This is a genomic window from Paracoccus caeni (genome assembly GCF_016629665.1).
In the GTDB taxonomy this organism is placed as follows: Bacteria; Pseudomonadota; Alphaproteobacteria; order Rhodobacterales; family Rhodobacteraceae; genus Paracoccus; species Paracoccus caeni.
The window spans coordinates 1,005,858-1,019,764 of sequence record NZ_JAEPRQ010000001.1 but is presented as its reverse complement, the minus strand read 5'-3'; the positions used below and the strand labels follow the sequence as shown (position 1 = coordinate 1,019,764).

The window sequence follows — 13,907 nt, the reverse complement described above, 5'->3', positions numbered from 1 at the left end:
GTCGCGGATCACCTGATCGGGCGGCTAGGTCTTGCCGGTGCTGGAGGCGCGGACGATCAGCCGCACCGGCTCGCGCCGTTCCGCAACCGGCTTCTGGTGGCGGATCAGCCAGTCGAGCAGGGTAGTGGCCGTCTCTTTCCCAAAGGTCGCGATGTCGCAACTGACCGAGGACAAGGCGGGCCAGACCTGCGCGCTTTCCTCGATATCGTCGAAGCCGACAAGGCGAAAACCGGCCCCGACGGTGCGGCCAAGCCGCCCGAAACTTGCCATCATGCCCAGCGAGACCAGATCGTTGAAACAGATCGCAGCATCGACATCGGGATGGTCGCGCAGCAGTTCCTCGGCCAGCGCGGCGCCATTCGCCCGCGTCGGACGCCCGTAAAGCACCAGCGGTTTGGCTCCAATCCGCGTCATCTCGTGCCGGTAACCCGAGATGCGTTCCTCGGTGATCGGCCGCCCTTCCGTGCCGCCGATGAATGCGATCCGGCGCGCGCCCTCGGCGATCAGATGCCGCGTCGCCTGCACGCCGCCATCGAAATAGTCGAACGAGGCGAAGGGAAACTGATCCAGCCGGTCATCGACCTTGCGCAGCACCTGTAGCGTGGGCAATCCCGCCCGGCTGATCTGATCGAAGCTGGCCGCGACATCGCCATAGGTCGGCGAGATGACCAGCGCCGAGACACCATGTTCGATCATCGAGCGGACCAGACGGCTTTGCAGTTCGGGATCCTCGTCCGAATTGGCCATGACCGTGGCATAGCCGCTGGAGGACAGCGCCATTTGCAGGGTCGTGGCAAATTCGGTGAAGAACGGGTTCCTCAGATCGTTGATGACCATGCCGATCAGCCCGACCGAGGCAGACCGCAACTGCGCGGCGGCGCGGTTATAGACATATCCGACATCGGACATCGATTGCCGGACCAGCCGGGCGGTCTCTCCCTTCACCAGCGGGCTGCCCTGCAGCACCAGCGAAACGGTGGATTTCGAAACGCCGGCATGGCTGGCGACATCGAGAATGGTAGGTCTTCGGTTCATTCAACTCTCTACGATACCGTGCAGCGCCAGAAGCTGGCGCATGCGATGGGCTGCAAGATCGGGTTGGGTCAGCAATCCGGCCTGATCGGCCAGACGAAATACCTGCGCGTAATGCAGGATACCGCGCGAGGACTGAAACCCGGCAGGCATGATGAAATGCGTCTGCATGCCGTTCAGCCAGGCAAGGAAGGCGATCCCGGCCTTGTAGAACTGCGTCGGCGCACGGAAAATCTCGCGCGACAGCGGCACGGTGGGCGCCAGAAGCCGGTGATATTCGGTACGGTCGCCCTTGGCCAAAGCCTCAAGCGCCTGTGACGCTGCCGGGGCGATGGCGGCGAAGATGCCCAGAAGCGCGTGGGAATGGTGGCGTCCGTCACCCTCAATCAGCGCGGCATAGTTGAAATCGTCGCCGGTATAGAGCCTGACACCTTCCGGCAGCCGCGCCCGGAACGCCTCTTCATGGGCCTGATCCAGAAGCGAAATCTTGATGCCATCGACCTTGGCCTGATGCGCCTCGATCAGCGCCAGAACCGTATCCGAGGCCGCCGCCACGTCCCGGCTGCCCCAATAACCCGCAAGCGCCGGATCGAACATATCGCCCAGCCAGTGCAGGATCACCGGCGCCTGCGCCTGATCCAGAAGGCGGCCATAGACCTGCAAATAGGTATCCGGCCCCGCATCGATGGCGGGCAGCGCGCGGGTGGCCATCAGGATCACCTGCCCACCTGCCGCCTCGATCGCCTCCATCTGCGTCTCATAGGCGGCAATGACCGCACCCGGATCGCGAAGCTGGTCCAGCGTCTGGTGATCGGTCCCCGCGCCGCAGGCCACCCGTGGCCGCAGCGGATGCGCCTTCGCCTCGACCATGCAGCGCTGGATCAGCTCCTTCGCGGTCAGCCAGTCCACGCCCATGCCGCGCTGCGCCGTGTCCATCGCCTCGGCAAGACCAAGTCCCTGATCCCACAGCCCGCGCCGAACGGCCATCGTCGTGTCCCAATCGACCGCCGGTCGCCCCAGCCACGGCGTATCGTCGCGCAAGGGGTCGCTGACCACATGCGCCGCCGCAAAGGCGGTGCGGGTGAACGCGGTGCCGGGCGCTCGGGGCGACAGCGGCACCCCGGTCAGGCGATAGGGCGCAAGCGTGCCATCGGCATTGGGCAGGATCAGCATCCTGTTGACCTCCTCTGTTCCGGGCGGTGCGTCACGACGCCAGCCCGTTTGCGGCCTTGATCATGTCGGCCGCCTTTTCCGCGATCATGATCGTCGGCGCATTGGTGTTCGATGAATTCAGCCGCGGCATGATCGAGGCATCCGCGACCCTCAGCCCCGCAATCCCCCGAAACCGAAGCTGCGGATCAAGGACCGAGGCATCGTCGCCCCCCATCCGGCAGGTGCCTGCGGGATGATGGTCGGTCTTGGCGTTGCGGCAGGCATAGGCGAAATAATCCGCCTCGGTCTGCACATCCGGTCCCGGCAGCACCTCGCGTTTCAGCATCGGCTTCAGCGCGTTCCCGGCCATGATCTCTTGCGCCAGCTTCAGCCCCCGGATGGACATCTCACGGTCATGCGGATCGGCCCAGTAGTTCGGATCGATCAACGGCGGCGCCAGCGGATCGGCCGAGGCCAGCCGCACCGTCCCCCGCGACCGGGGCCGCAGATAGGCCGAATTCAGCGTGACCCCGCCATCCGGCATCGCAGCCACCCCCGCCTCGATCCCCGAACCAAGGCCAAGGTGGAATTGTATATCCGGGCGGTCGGCGGCAGGATCGGCATACCAGAAGCCGCCGGTCTCAAAGAGGCTGGACGCCACCGGGCCGCCGCGCGTCAAGAGATAGCGCAGGCCCGCCACCGCAGACCATAGCGGGCGGGCATAGCGGTCATAGGTATAGGGGCCGCTGCATTCAGCAATGACGAAGAGGTCAAGGTGATCCTGAAGGTTGGCGCCCACCTCTGGCTGGTCGAGAACCACCGGGATGCCCAGCGAATGCAGATGGTCCGCAGGCCCGATCCCCGACAGCATCAGCAGCCGTGGCGAGCCAATTGCGCCGGATGACAGGATCACCTCGGCCCGCGCATGAAGCCGCTCGACCTCGTTGCCCATGGCAAGTTCGACACCGATGGCCCGACCGTTTTCGACCAACAGCCGCAGCACCTGCTGACCCGAGCGGATGGTCAGGTTGGGACGCCGTCGGGCGGGGTCCAGAAATGCAACCGATGTCGAAGATCGCCGCGCATGTCTTTGGGTAAGCTGATAAAAGCCGACGCCCTCCTGCGCCGCCCCGTTCATGTCCGGGTTGAAAGGAATACCCAGCTCAGCCGCCGCGCGGAAATAGGCGTCACAGATCGGCAGCGGCGCGCGCGGTTTCGACACGCCCAGCGGCCCACCTTGCGCGTGGAAATGGTCGTCGAAGCTGTCATTATCCTCGGACTTGCGGAAATAGGGCAGGATGTCGTCATAGCTCCACCCGTCGCAGCCCATCTGACGCCATTCGTCGTAATCGGCGGGATTGCCGCGCGTGTAGATTTGCGCGTTGATGGATGAGCCCCCGCCCAGCACCCGCGCCTGCGTATAGCGGATCACCATATCGTTCATGTGCCGCTGTGGCACGGTCTGCCAGCCCCAGGCACCGATGCCCTTGGTCATCTTCGCAAAGCCCGCGGGCATGGCATAGAACGGATGGCGCGGACGCCCGCCCGCCTCCAGCAACAGGACACGGGCCGAGGGGTCTTCGCTCAGCCGGTTGGCCAGCACGCATCCGGCGCTGCCGCCGCCGACGATGATGAAGTCGAAATCCTTGCCGATATCGCGCCCCCTTTTCGTCCCTAAAGCCGTGGGATGGACAGTCCGCCATCCGCCGGAATGACCGCGCCATTGGCGAAATCCAGAAGCCCCAATGCCAGTGGCACCACGATCCGGCCCAGATCGGCGGGCTTTCCCCAACGACCGGCAGGCACCAGCCCATCGCCGATCATGCGGTCGTATTTCTCGGCCACCTTTTCGGTCATGCCGCTGCGGATGATGCCGGGGCGCAGATCAAAAACCCCGATCCCGTCGCCTGCCAGCCGCGCCGCGAAAAGCTGCGCCATCATCGCCGCCCCGGCCTTCGACATGCAGTATTCGCCCCGCTCGGTCGAAACCATGCTGGCCGAGATCGAGGTCACGAAGATCAGCGACCGATAGGCCTCGCCCGGATCGGCGATCATCCGGCGCGCGACCTCTTGCGCAAGAAAGAAGGTGCCGCGCAGGTTGACCGACATGGTCCAGTCGAAATTCTCGGGCAGCATGTCCAGCAGATCGCCACGCACCCGCGCAGGCACCCCGGCATTCGAGATCAGGCAGTCGATCCCGCCATGCGCCGCGACGATCCGGTCCAGCAGGCCGGGGATCGCGGCGGTATCGGCAATGTCGTGCCGGAAATAGCTGGCCCGGTCGCCAAGCCGGTGCAGCGCGGCGCGTGCAGGTGGCGCGTCGGGGGGCAGATCAGAGACCAGAACGACGCGGAAACCTGCACGAGACAGGGCTTCGGCGATGCCAAGGCCGATGCCTTGCTGGCCTCCGGTGATCAGGGCAAGGGGACCAGTGGTCATGCTGCGGTCTCGGTCTCTAGGATGTGGTGGCCGCTGCGCAAGGCAAGGGCGGCGATGGTCAAGGCGGGATTGACCGCGGCCGAGGTCGGCAGGACGCTGGCATCGGTGATGAACAGGTTCGGATGGTCATGGCTGCGCCCGAATGTATCGACCACGCTGGTCGCCGGATCGCGCCCCATCCGCGCCGTGCCGCATTGATGCGAGGGTGTGCGGCGGTCGAAGGCCTTTGCCAGAACGATCGGAAAGCCCGCACGGCGCAATTCGCGCCGAAGTCTGGCGACCAGCGCCTGATGCGCCTCCCAGTTCGAGCGTTTCCAGTCCAGCACGATCTGATCGCCGCTTAACGTCACCCGACTGTCGGGTGAGGGCAGATCCTCGGACATGGCGTAAAGGTCGATGGCATTGCGGGCGATCAGCCGGGCCAGCGGCATCGGCAAATTGCCCCCCGCCGCCAGAATGGGGGCAGAGATTCTGCCCAGCAGTTGCACATTGCCCAAGGGCGTGCCGTCCGGCCCGCCGGTCAGGTAGAAATCGTTCAATTGCAGCGTCTTTTGATAGATCGAGCCATTCACCCGCCACGGGCTGATCGCCAGCACCGCTGAGGAATTGTGGTTCATAAAGTTGCGCCCGACCTGATCCGAGCTGTTGGCAAGCCCCGACCGCAGCAGCAGCGCCGCGCTGTTGACCGCACCCGCCGCCAGGATCACCACAGGCGCGGTCAGCCGCTGCGGACCTTCAGCACCATCGACCAGAACCGCGGCGATACGGCCATCCGGCCCGGCCTCAAGCCCGCGCACGAATGTTCCCGTCCTCAGGGTCACGTTCGGATGGCGCAGGGCGTCGGCCAATGCCCCGGTCTCGGCATCCAGCTTGCCGCCGGACGCGTTCGGAAAGGCGTCCCACGGCGTCGCCGCGCGTTTCAGCCACAGATCCAGATCGACGGCCAGCGGCAGGCTGCTGGGGTTCAGCCCGATCCGCCGCAGCCGCGACCGCAGGTCGGCAATGGGTGGCTCGTCGGGCACCGGGGGGTGTGGATAGGGGCTGGAATGTGCGGGCTCGGTCGGGTCATCGCCCAAAGCGCCGCGCACCTGATAAAGCTGCTCTACCCGGCCATACCAGGGTTCCAGATCCTCGTAGGCGATTGGCCAGCCGGGTGTTGTGCCGCCCAGATGGCGCAAGGGGCGAAAATCCTCGGCCCGGTAGCGCAGCATGACCGCGCCGTAGAATTTGGAATTACCGCCGACATAGTAATAATTGCCGGGATTGAAGGCGCTGCCCGATCCGTCCAACCATGTCTCTTTCGGGCGATAATGCCCATCGCGGAAGATCGCCACAGGATCGCGGGCATGGGCGGTATCAGGCAGATGCCCGCCCCGTTCAAGGATCAGAATCCGCCGCCCCGATGGTGCCAGCGCAGCGGCAGCCGAGGCGCCGCCGATGCCGGAGCCGATGATGACGATATCTGCGTCCATTAGTGTCGTCCTGCGATGCGGTCCTCTGTCTTCGGGTCGAAGATCACCGCCTTGTCCATATTCACTGTGAAATCAAACGGCTGGCCGGGATGCACATCGGCATCCGCCCGCATCCGGGCCACGCAGTCCTTGCCGCCCAGCACCGTGGTTACGAAGGTATCCGACCCCGCCGGTTCGGTCACCGTCACCTGATTGCGGATCACTTGCAGGTTTCGGGCATTGCGGTCGGCGCCATCGGCGTCGGTCAGCGCCTCGGGGCGGATGCCAAGGATCACCTGCGCGTCCAGATAGTTGCGGATGGTCTGATCGTTCTGCGACAGGCGCAGCAGCAGCGGCTGACCGTCAAAGCCGGTGATCCGCGCCGCGATCTGATCGCCATCGGCCACCAGAACCGCCGGGATCAGGTTCATCGACGGGCTGCCCATGAAGCTGGCCACGAACAGGTTCGCAGGCGTGTCGTAGATCTCCTTCGGCGTGCCAAGCTGCTGTATATAGCCCTTGTTCATCACCGCGATCCGGGTGGACAGGGTCATCGCCTCGATCTGGTCATGGGTCACATAGACGATGGTGCGTTTCAGCCGCTGATGCAGCTTCTTGATCTCGGTCCGCATGTCCACGCGCAGTTTCGCGTCAAGGTTCGACAAGGGTTCGTCGAACAGGAACACGTCGGGATCGCGGACCAGCGCCCGGCCCATCGCCACCCGCTGACGCTGCCCGCCCGAAAGCTGCCCCGGCTTGCGGTCCAGCAGATGATCGATCTGCAAGAGCTTCGCCACATCGGCCAGTTTCGCCTGACGCTCGGGCTTGGGCGTGCCGTGCATTTCAAGGCCGAAGGTGATGTTCTGACCGACGGTCATGTTCGGGTAAAGCGCGTAGCTTTGAAACACCATGGCGATGTTGCGTTTCGAGGGGTGAACGTCATTGATCACCCGGTCCTTGATCGAAATCGTGCCTTTGGTGACGCTTTCCAGCCCGGCGATCATATTCAGAAGCGTGGATTTGCCGCAGCCCGACGGGCCGACCAGCACCAGAAACTCGCCCTCTTCGACCGAGATGTCCACCTGATGCAGCACCTCGACCGCGCCATAGGCTTTGACGGCATTGTTGATATCAAGAAAGCCCATGAGCACTACCCTTTGACAGAGCCCGCCATCAGACCGCGCACGAAATAGCGGCCCGCGACGATATAGACGAGAAGCGTTGGAAGCGCGGCAAGGATCGCGCCTGCGAAGTGGACGTTGTATTCCTTAACCCCGGTCGAGGATTGCACGAGATTGTTCAGCGCCACCGTGATCGGCATGGCGTTCAGCCCGGCAAAGGATGCCCCGAACAGGAAGTCGTTCCAGATATTGGTGAATTGCCAGATGATGCAGACGACCGCGATCGGCCCGGATACCGGCAGCATGATCCGCCAGAAGATGCGGAAAAAGCCCGCGCCGTCCATCATCGCCGCCCTGACCAGCTCGGTCGGGAAGGCGGCATAGTAGTTGCGGAAATAGAGCGTCGAAAAGCCGACGCCATAGACGACATGGACAAGGATCAGCCCGGTGGTGCTGCCCGACAGGCCAAGTTCGCCCAGCACCCGCGCCATCGGGATCAGCACGATCTGGAACGGGATGAAGCAGGAAAACAGCATCAGCCCGAACAGGATCTTATGGCCCGGAAAGGTCCATTTGGTCAGGATATAGCCGTTCAGCGCCCCCAGCATGGTCGAGATCGCAACCGCGGGCACCACCATCAGGATCGAGTTGATGAAATAGGGCTTCAGCCCCGTCGCCTCGACCCCGATCTGGGCGGTGGACCATGCCGACAGCCAGGGCTGAATGGTCCAGTCCTGCGGCAGCGCCATCATATTGCCGCCGGTGATCTCGCCCAGCGGTTTCAGGCTGTTGATCACCATCACGAAGAACGGCAGCAGATAGAACAGCGCGAAGAAGATCAGAAAGACATAGATGAAGGTTCGGGTGATGCGGCCGGTTCTGACCGCGCTGTCCTGCGTGGCGACCGACATCAGTTCTTCTCCTTCAATTCGGCGTAGATGTAAGGCACCATGATCGCCGCGATCCCCATCAGCATGATCACCGCCGACGACGCGCCGACCGCCATCTGGTTTCGGGTGAAGGTATAGGAATACATGAAGGTCGCGGGTAATTCGGTCGCCCTGCCCGGCCCGCCGCCCGTCAATGCGATCACAAGGTCATAAGACTTGATCGCCAGATGGGCGAGGATCACGAAGGCCGACAGAAATGCCGGGCGCAACAGCGGGATGACGATGCGGCGATAAAGGTTCCAGTTCGAGGCACCGTCAATCTGCGCCGCCTTCAGGATTTCGTTGTCGATGCCTCGCAGGCCCGCCAGAAACATCGCCATCACGAAGCCAGAGCTTTGCCAGACCGCCGCCAGAACCAGCGTGTAAATGGCGTAGTCGCGGTTCTTGATCCAGTCAAAGCGGAACGTCTCCCACCCCCACAGATGCATGGTGTGTTCAATGCCGATGCCGGGGTCCAGCAGCCATTTCCATGCCGTCCCGGTGACGATGAAGGACAAAGCCATCGGGTAAAGATAGATCGGGCGCAACATCCCCTCGCCCCGGATCTTCTGGTCAAGGAAGATCGCCAGCGACAGACCGATGGCGATGCAGATGGTGACGTAAAGGCTGGCGAAGATCGCAAGGTTGATCAGCGCCGTGGTCCATGCAGAGAGGCCGAACAGGCGCCGGTAATTGTCGAAACCGACCCAGTCATAGCTGGGCAGCATCTTGCTGCCGGTGAAGGACAGATAGATGGTGAAGATGATGAAGCCATAGACGAAAAGCAGCGTCATCGCGACCGACGGTGACAGCACCAGCTTTGGCAGCCAGTCCTGCAGTCGCATACGCCAATCTCTTTCTGTCCGGGTTTGCCCGACAGCCATTAACCCCTCCGTCAATCTGGTTCGATCCCGGCTCCCCCCGGGAAACCGGCACCGGGACGCGCCCGGAGCCGGTCGTTTCGGTCAGTCAGACTTACTGCGCAGCCTCGACCGCGTTCACCAGTTCCTCGGCGGCGGTGGCGCTGTCATATTCGCCGTTGAAATGCGCGGTGATGACATCATACATTGCGTTTTTCACCGCAGCCGGGTTGGCATGGCCGTGGCCCATCGAACCCAGCAGAGTGCCAGCTTCTGCCGCTTCGGCCAGTTGCTGCATGCCCAGCTTGCCGCAATCGTCCAGCTCATCCCCCGACACATCGGTCCGCGCGGGAACCGAGCCCTTCACCTTGTTGAAGGCGATCTGGAATTCGGGCGATTCAATGGCGCTGGCCATGGTCTTCTGCGCGGCCTGCTTGCCCTCGTCGGTCTGGGCGAACATCACGAACTGGTCGGCGTTGAAAGTCACATTGCCCTCGGTCCCCGGCACGCGGAAGCACAGGAAGTCCTGACCCGGCACCTTGCCTGCGTTCAGGAATTCACCCTTGGCCCAGTCGCCCATGATCTGGAAGGCGGCTTCGTTGTTGATGACCATCGCCGAGGCAAGGTTCCAGTCCCGGCCCGAGAAGTTGTCATCCACGAACCCGCGCAGTTGCGCCATCTTGTCGAAGACCTGAACCATCTCTTCGCCGCCAAGCGCTTCCGGGTCCAGATCGATCATCGATTTCTGATAGAACTCGGCCCCGCCTGTCGCCAGAACGGCGCTGTCGAAGATCGTCGCTTCCTGCCAAGGCTGACCGCCATGGGCCAGCGCGACCTTGCCCGAATCCTGCACCTTCTGAAGCGCGGCGATGAATTCGTCCCATGTGCCCGGCTGTTCGATGCCAAGCTCGTCCAGAACCGACTTGTTCGCCCAGACCCAGTTGGTCGAGTGGACGTTCACCGGCGCGGCGATCCACTTGCCGTCGGGTTTCGAGAAGCGCTGAAGCGCCTCGGGGATGACCTCATCCCAGTTCTCGGCCTCGGCGACCTCGTTCAGGTCGGCCAGCACTTCGCCCTGCTCGGCCCAGTCGAGAATATCGAAGCCCAGCATCTGCACGGCGGTCGGCGCATCGCCAGCGGTCACGCGAGCACGAAGCGCGGTCATCGCAGCCTCACCGCCGCCACCGGCCACCGGCATGTCGCGCCAGGTGATTCCCTGAGCTTGCAGGTTTTCCTTCAGCACGTTCAGCGCGCTGGCCTCGCCGCCGGCGGTCCACCAATGCAGGACCTCCACCTCCTGCGCATTGGCGGTTGCCGCCGTCAAAACCAGTGCCGCAACCGCGACACTCGCCTTCATCTCTTTATAGACACGCATATGGTCCTCCCTTATTTTTGCGTGCTGTCCGGGCATCTTCTTGCGTCGCCCGGCATCCTCTCCCCCCGCTGAAAGCGCGGTCGGACGTTTGTTAACCTTTCCTAATCCGTGGGCTTTCGGCAACCTCGATTTCGGGTCGGGTGACCGCGATCAATCCGGCTGTCGCCACCTTGCCCGCCATTGTTATCGTCCGTCGAACTTTGGTTTGCGTTTCTGGGTGAAAGAGGCAACGCCCTCGGCCCGGTCAGCGCTGGCGGCGATCATGCCGCTGCCAAGTGCTTCGATCATTGCGGCAGCATCCTCATTGACCGCAGCGTTGATCATATACTTGGCGATTTCCGTGGCACGGGGCGATGTTTCCTTCAATTTGTCCGCGATTCCGTTAGCGGAACCATCAGCATCATCCGCGACTTCCGCGACAAAACCAAACGAAAATGCGCGCGCCGCATCGATCCTTCTGCCGAAGAGCGCCATTTCCCTAAGGGCAGGTTCGGGCAAAAGTCGCGACAATCGTTGCGTCCCGGACCAGCCCGGAACAATGCCGATATGGGTCTCGGGCAAGGCAATCGTCGCCTGCGGCGCGATCACCCGGATATCGCAGGCCGCTGCCAACTCCAGCCCGCCGCCAAAGGCATGCGCCTGCAAAACCGCGATGGTCGGTTTCGACAGCCGCGCCAGCCGGTCAAAGACGCGATGCCCGGTCCTGACCCAGATCCGCGCGAATTCATCCGGGGCATAGCCGGACCATGCGGCGATATCGGCGCCCGCGCAAAAGGCACGATCCCCGACCGAGGTCAGCTTGACCGCAACGATCCGGGGATCGGCATCGATCACCTCAAGATGCCGGGCCAGATCGTCCAGCATCGACGGGGTGAAGGCATTCAGCTTGGCCGGGTTGTCCAGTTGCAGGGTGGCGATGCCGTCCGCCTGGCTTAGGTGAACCGCGCTCATAGCGGCAGATCCAGCGGGTGTTTCGCCAGCAACGCGCGAGAGGTCCACGCCGCATTCTCCGCAACGCTCACCCGCCCCTCGGACGCCGCGACGACATCCCGTTGCGCGTCGATCCCCGGCATGATCTCGACCGCGACCAGCCCGTCAGCGGTCAGCCGCATCACGCAGCGTTCGGTCACATACAGCACCTCCTGCCCCGTCTCGATAGCCCGGCGCCCCGAGAAGGTGACGTGCTCGACCTCTTGCACCATCTTGGCGAACTTGCCCGGCGTGGTGACGCGAAGGCCGTCTTCGGACAGGTCAAGCTGCGCACCCGCCTCGAAAAAGCCGGAAAAGACCAGCTTGCGGGCATTCGCGGTAATATCGACAAAACCGCCGCAACCCGCGGTCAGATAAGGCTTCTTGCCAAGCTTCGAGACATTCACGTTCCCCGCGACATCGACTTCGAGGAAGGACAGGAACGACAGATCGAAGCCGCCGCCCTGAAAATAGCTGAACTGGTTCGGCGAAGGGACGAACGCATCCGCATTCGAAGCGCAACCGAAGGCAAAGCCGGTCAGGGGCATGCCGCCAACTGCCCCCTGCTCGATAGCCCATGTGACCGCGCGGGGATGGCCCGCCTCCAGCAGAATGCGCGGCACCATGGCCGAGATGCCAAAGCCCAGATTGGCGGTCTGCCCCCGCCGCAACTCCATCGCGGCGCGACGGGCGATGATCTTCTCGACCCCGTATTCGGCAGGGGCGAAACTGTCCCACGGCCGCATCACCTCGCCGCTGATGGCGGGGTCATAATCGGTTTCGGTGGTCTGCTTCTGATCGGGGGCGATGACGATCAGATCGACCAGATGCCCCGGCACATGCACATCATGCGGCCGGAGCGAGCCCGCCGCCGTCACCCGTTTCACCTGCGCGATGACCAGCCCGCGATGGTTGCGGGTGGCAATGGCCTGATCCAGCCCTCCCAGATAGGCGCCCTCATGTTCATAGGTCAGATTGCCATGTTCATCGGCGGTGGTCGCCCGGATGATCGCCACCTGCGGCACGATATTGGGGAAGTGCAGCCAGGTCTGGCCGCCAAATTCCTGCCGGAACACGATCGGCTCGGCGGCGGCGCGGTCGTTCATGGCGCAGCCCTGCCGGATCGGATCGACGAAGGTATCCAGACCAACCTGCGTCAGCACACCGGGACGGCGCGCCGCCACGTCGCGGGTCATGTCGAACATGATCCCCGAGGGCACGTTATAGGCGGCGATGCGGTTCTCGACCACCATCCGCCAGATCTCGGGCATCGGCAGAGAGGACGGCCCCGACGGATAGGAGCCCGCAATCACCCGTGCCAGCAGACCGTCCTGCGCCAGATGCTCGATCCCCTTGACGCCATACATGTCGCCCGCCGCAATCGGATGCAGCATGGTCAGATCGCGCGGATGCCCCTCGCCCGCGAAACGCTGGCCCAAAGCCTGCAACACCGCATCGGGACAGCCAAGGGCCGAGGACGAGGACACCGTGACCACCGCCCCATCGGCAATGCGGGCCACGGCATCGGCGGCAGAGACGATCTTCGACATCTCAGATCCCCCCGTAATCCACAGCGACGCGCCGCCCGGTTTGGGCTGCCTCGGCCACCGCATTGGCGACCGCGAGCGAGCAGATGCCGTCAACGCCGTCAGCGGCAGGTGCCCCCCTGCCCGCGACCGCGTCGCGGAACAGGCCGACGCCCCGGATATAAAGATTATGGTCGGGGAAGCTGATCGCTTCGCTTCCGGCATCGGTGCGCAGCTCGATATCGCCCACCGGGCGCTGTGTCATCACGCCCTTTGCAAAGATCGCGCCTTCGGTTCCGTGGATCTCGATCCCGGTGCCCGACAGCCTGTGGGTGAAACTTTCATGCGCAAAGACCTGCACGCCCGAAGGCATCGACCAGACCGACATCACATTATCCTCGACCCCCTTGCCCAGTCCGGTCTCGGCGGTCATGGCGACCACCTCTGCCGGGTTTTCGTCAAGGTGAAAGCGCACGGTGTCGGCGTCATGGACGACGATATCGGCAATCACGCCGCCGCCCGCCGCCGGATTGTCGATCCGCCATCCCTGAAGATGCGGCGGCAGAAAGACCGCGTGGAACACCCGCAGGCTTTGCACCCGACCAATCCGCCCCGCACGGATCAGATCGCGGATCGCCAGATGACTGCCTGCGTTGCGCAGATGGTGGTTGGTGGCAAAGACCAACCCCGCCTCTTTCGCGGCCCGCACCATGGTCACCGCGTCGGCCACATTCATTGCCAGCGGCTTTTCACACAGCACATGCTTGCCCGCCGCGATGGCCGCCATGGCCTGCGGGAAATGCTTTTCGTTGGTGGTCGAGATATAGACCGCATCGACCGCAGGATCGGCCAGCATCTCATCCAGATCGGTATGCGCCGCAGCAATGCCGTTCTTGTCGGCAAAGGCGCGCGCCCGGTCAGCATCGCCGCTTAGCACCGATACGACCTCATCGCCCTCAAAGCTGCGAAACGCCCCGATCATATGCGCCGATGCAATATTGCTGGCCCCGATCAATCCCCAACGCATAAGCGTTCTCCCCTCGATTTGTATCG

At 63.5% G+C, this 13,907-nt stretch carries 12 protein-coding genes; all 12 read right to left on the bottom strand.

Annotated elements, in window-relative coordinates:
- Positions 1 to 24: 24 nt before the first annotated feature.
- Positions 25 to 1,035 carry a LacI family DNA-binding transcriptional regulator gene (locus JJJ17_RS04825; RefSeq protein WP_200684156.1) on the bottom strand — a complete coding sequence of 337 codons (1,011 nt, stop codon included), beginning with the start codon at positions 1,033 to 1,035 and terminating at the stop codon, positions 25 to 27.
- On the bottom strand, positions 1,036 to 2,205 hold the full coding sequence (locus tag JJJ17_RS04820; protein ID WP_200684155.1) for a dihydrodipicolinate synthase family protein: 1,170 nt from the start codon (positions 2,203 to 2,205) through the stop codon (positions 1,036 to 1,038).
- Between the two features lie 31 nt (positions 2,206 to 2,236).
- Positions 2,237 to 3,838 (bottom strand): GMC family oxidoreductase N-terminal domain-containing protein, encoded by a 1,602-nt coding sequence (locus tag JJJ17_RS04815; protein ID WP_200684816.1) that lies wholly within the window; start codon positions 3,836 to 3,838, stop codon positions 2,237 to 2,239.
- A gap of 20 nt (positions 3,839 to 3,858) precedes the next feature.
- On the bottom strand, positions 3,859 to 4,623 hold the full coding sequence (locus tag JJJ17_RS04810) for a 3-ketoacyl-ACP reductase (RefSeq protein ID WP_200684154.1): 765 nt from the start codon (positions 4,621 to 4,623) through the stop codon (positions 3,859 to 3,861).
- Positions 4,620 to 6,095, bottom strand: coding sequence for a GMC oxidoreductase (locus JJJ17_RS04805; RefSeq protein ID WP_200684153.1), 1,476 nt, complete (start codon positions 6,093 to 6,095; stop codon positions 4,620 to 4,622). Before JJJ17_RS04805 ends, JJJ17_RS04810 begins: the two co-directional genes overlap by 4 nt.
- Positions 6,095 to 7,219, bottom strand: coding sequence for an ABC transporter ATP-binding protein (locus JJJ17_RS04800; RefSeq protein ID WP_200684151.1), 1,125 nt, complete (start codon positions 7,217 to 7,219; stop codon positions 6,095 to 6,097). The genes JJJ17_RS04805 and JJJ17_RS04800 overlap by 1 nt, the downstream gene beginning before the upstream one ends.
- Before the next feature lie 5 nt (positions 7,220 to 7,224).
- Positions 7,225 to 8,106: a carbohydrate ABC transporter permease gene (locus tag JJJ17_RS04795; RefSeq protein WP_200684150.1), complete on the bottom strand. Its 882-nt coding sequence runs from the start codon at positions 8,104 to 8,106 to the stop codon at positions 7,225 to 7,227.
- On the bottom strand, positions 8,106 to 8,969 hold the full coding sequence (locus JJJ17_RS04790; RefSeq protein ID WP_234463866.1) for a carbohydrate ABC transporter permease: 864 nt from the start codon (positions 8,967 to 8,969) through the stop codon (positions 8,106 to 8,108). Before JJJ17_RS04790 ends, JJJ17_RS04795 begins: the two co-directional genes overlap by 1 nt.
- Positions 8,970 to 9,099: 130 nt before the next feature.
- Complete coding sequence (locus JJJ17_RS04785) at positions 9,100 to 10,359, bottom strand: ABC transporter substrate-binding protein (RefSeq protein WP_200684148.1); 1,260 nt, start codon at positions 10,357 to 10,359, stop codon at positions 9,100 to 9,102.
- Positions 10,360 to 10,542: 183 nt separating this feature from the next.
- Positions 10,543 to 11,310 (bottom strand): enoyl-CoA hydratase/isomerase family protein, encoded by a 768-nt coding sequence (locus JJJ17_RS04780; protein ID WP_200684147.1) that lies wholly within the window; start codon positions 11,308 to 11,310, stop codon positions 10,543 to 10,545.
- On the bottom strand, positions 11,307 to 12,878 hold the full coding sequence (locus JJJ17_RS04775; protein WP_200684146.1) for an acyl CoA:acetate/3-ketoacid CoA transferase: 1,572 nt from the start codon (positions 12,876 to 12,878) through the stop codon (positions 11,307 to 11,309). Before JJJ17_RS04775 ends, JJJ17_RS04780 begins: the two co-directional genes overlap by 4 nt.
- A gap of 1 nt (position 12,879) precedes the next feature.
- Positions 12,880 to 13,881 (bottom strand): Gfo/Idh/MocA family protein, encoded by a 1,002-nt coding sequence (locus JJJ17_RS04770; RefSeq protein WP_200684145.1) that lies wholly within the window; start codon positions 13,879 to 13,881, stop codon positions 12,880 to 12,882.
- Positions 13,882 to 13,907: the final 26 nt, after the last annotated feature.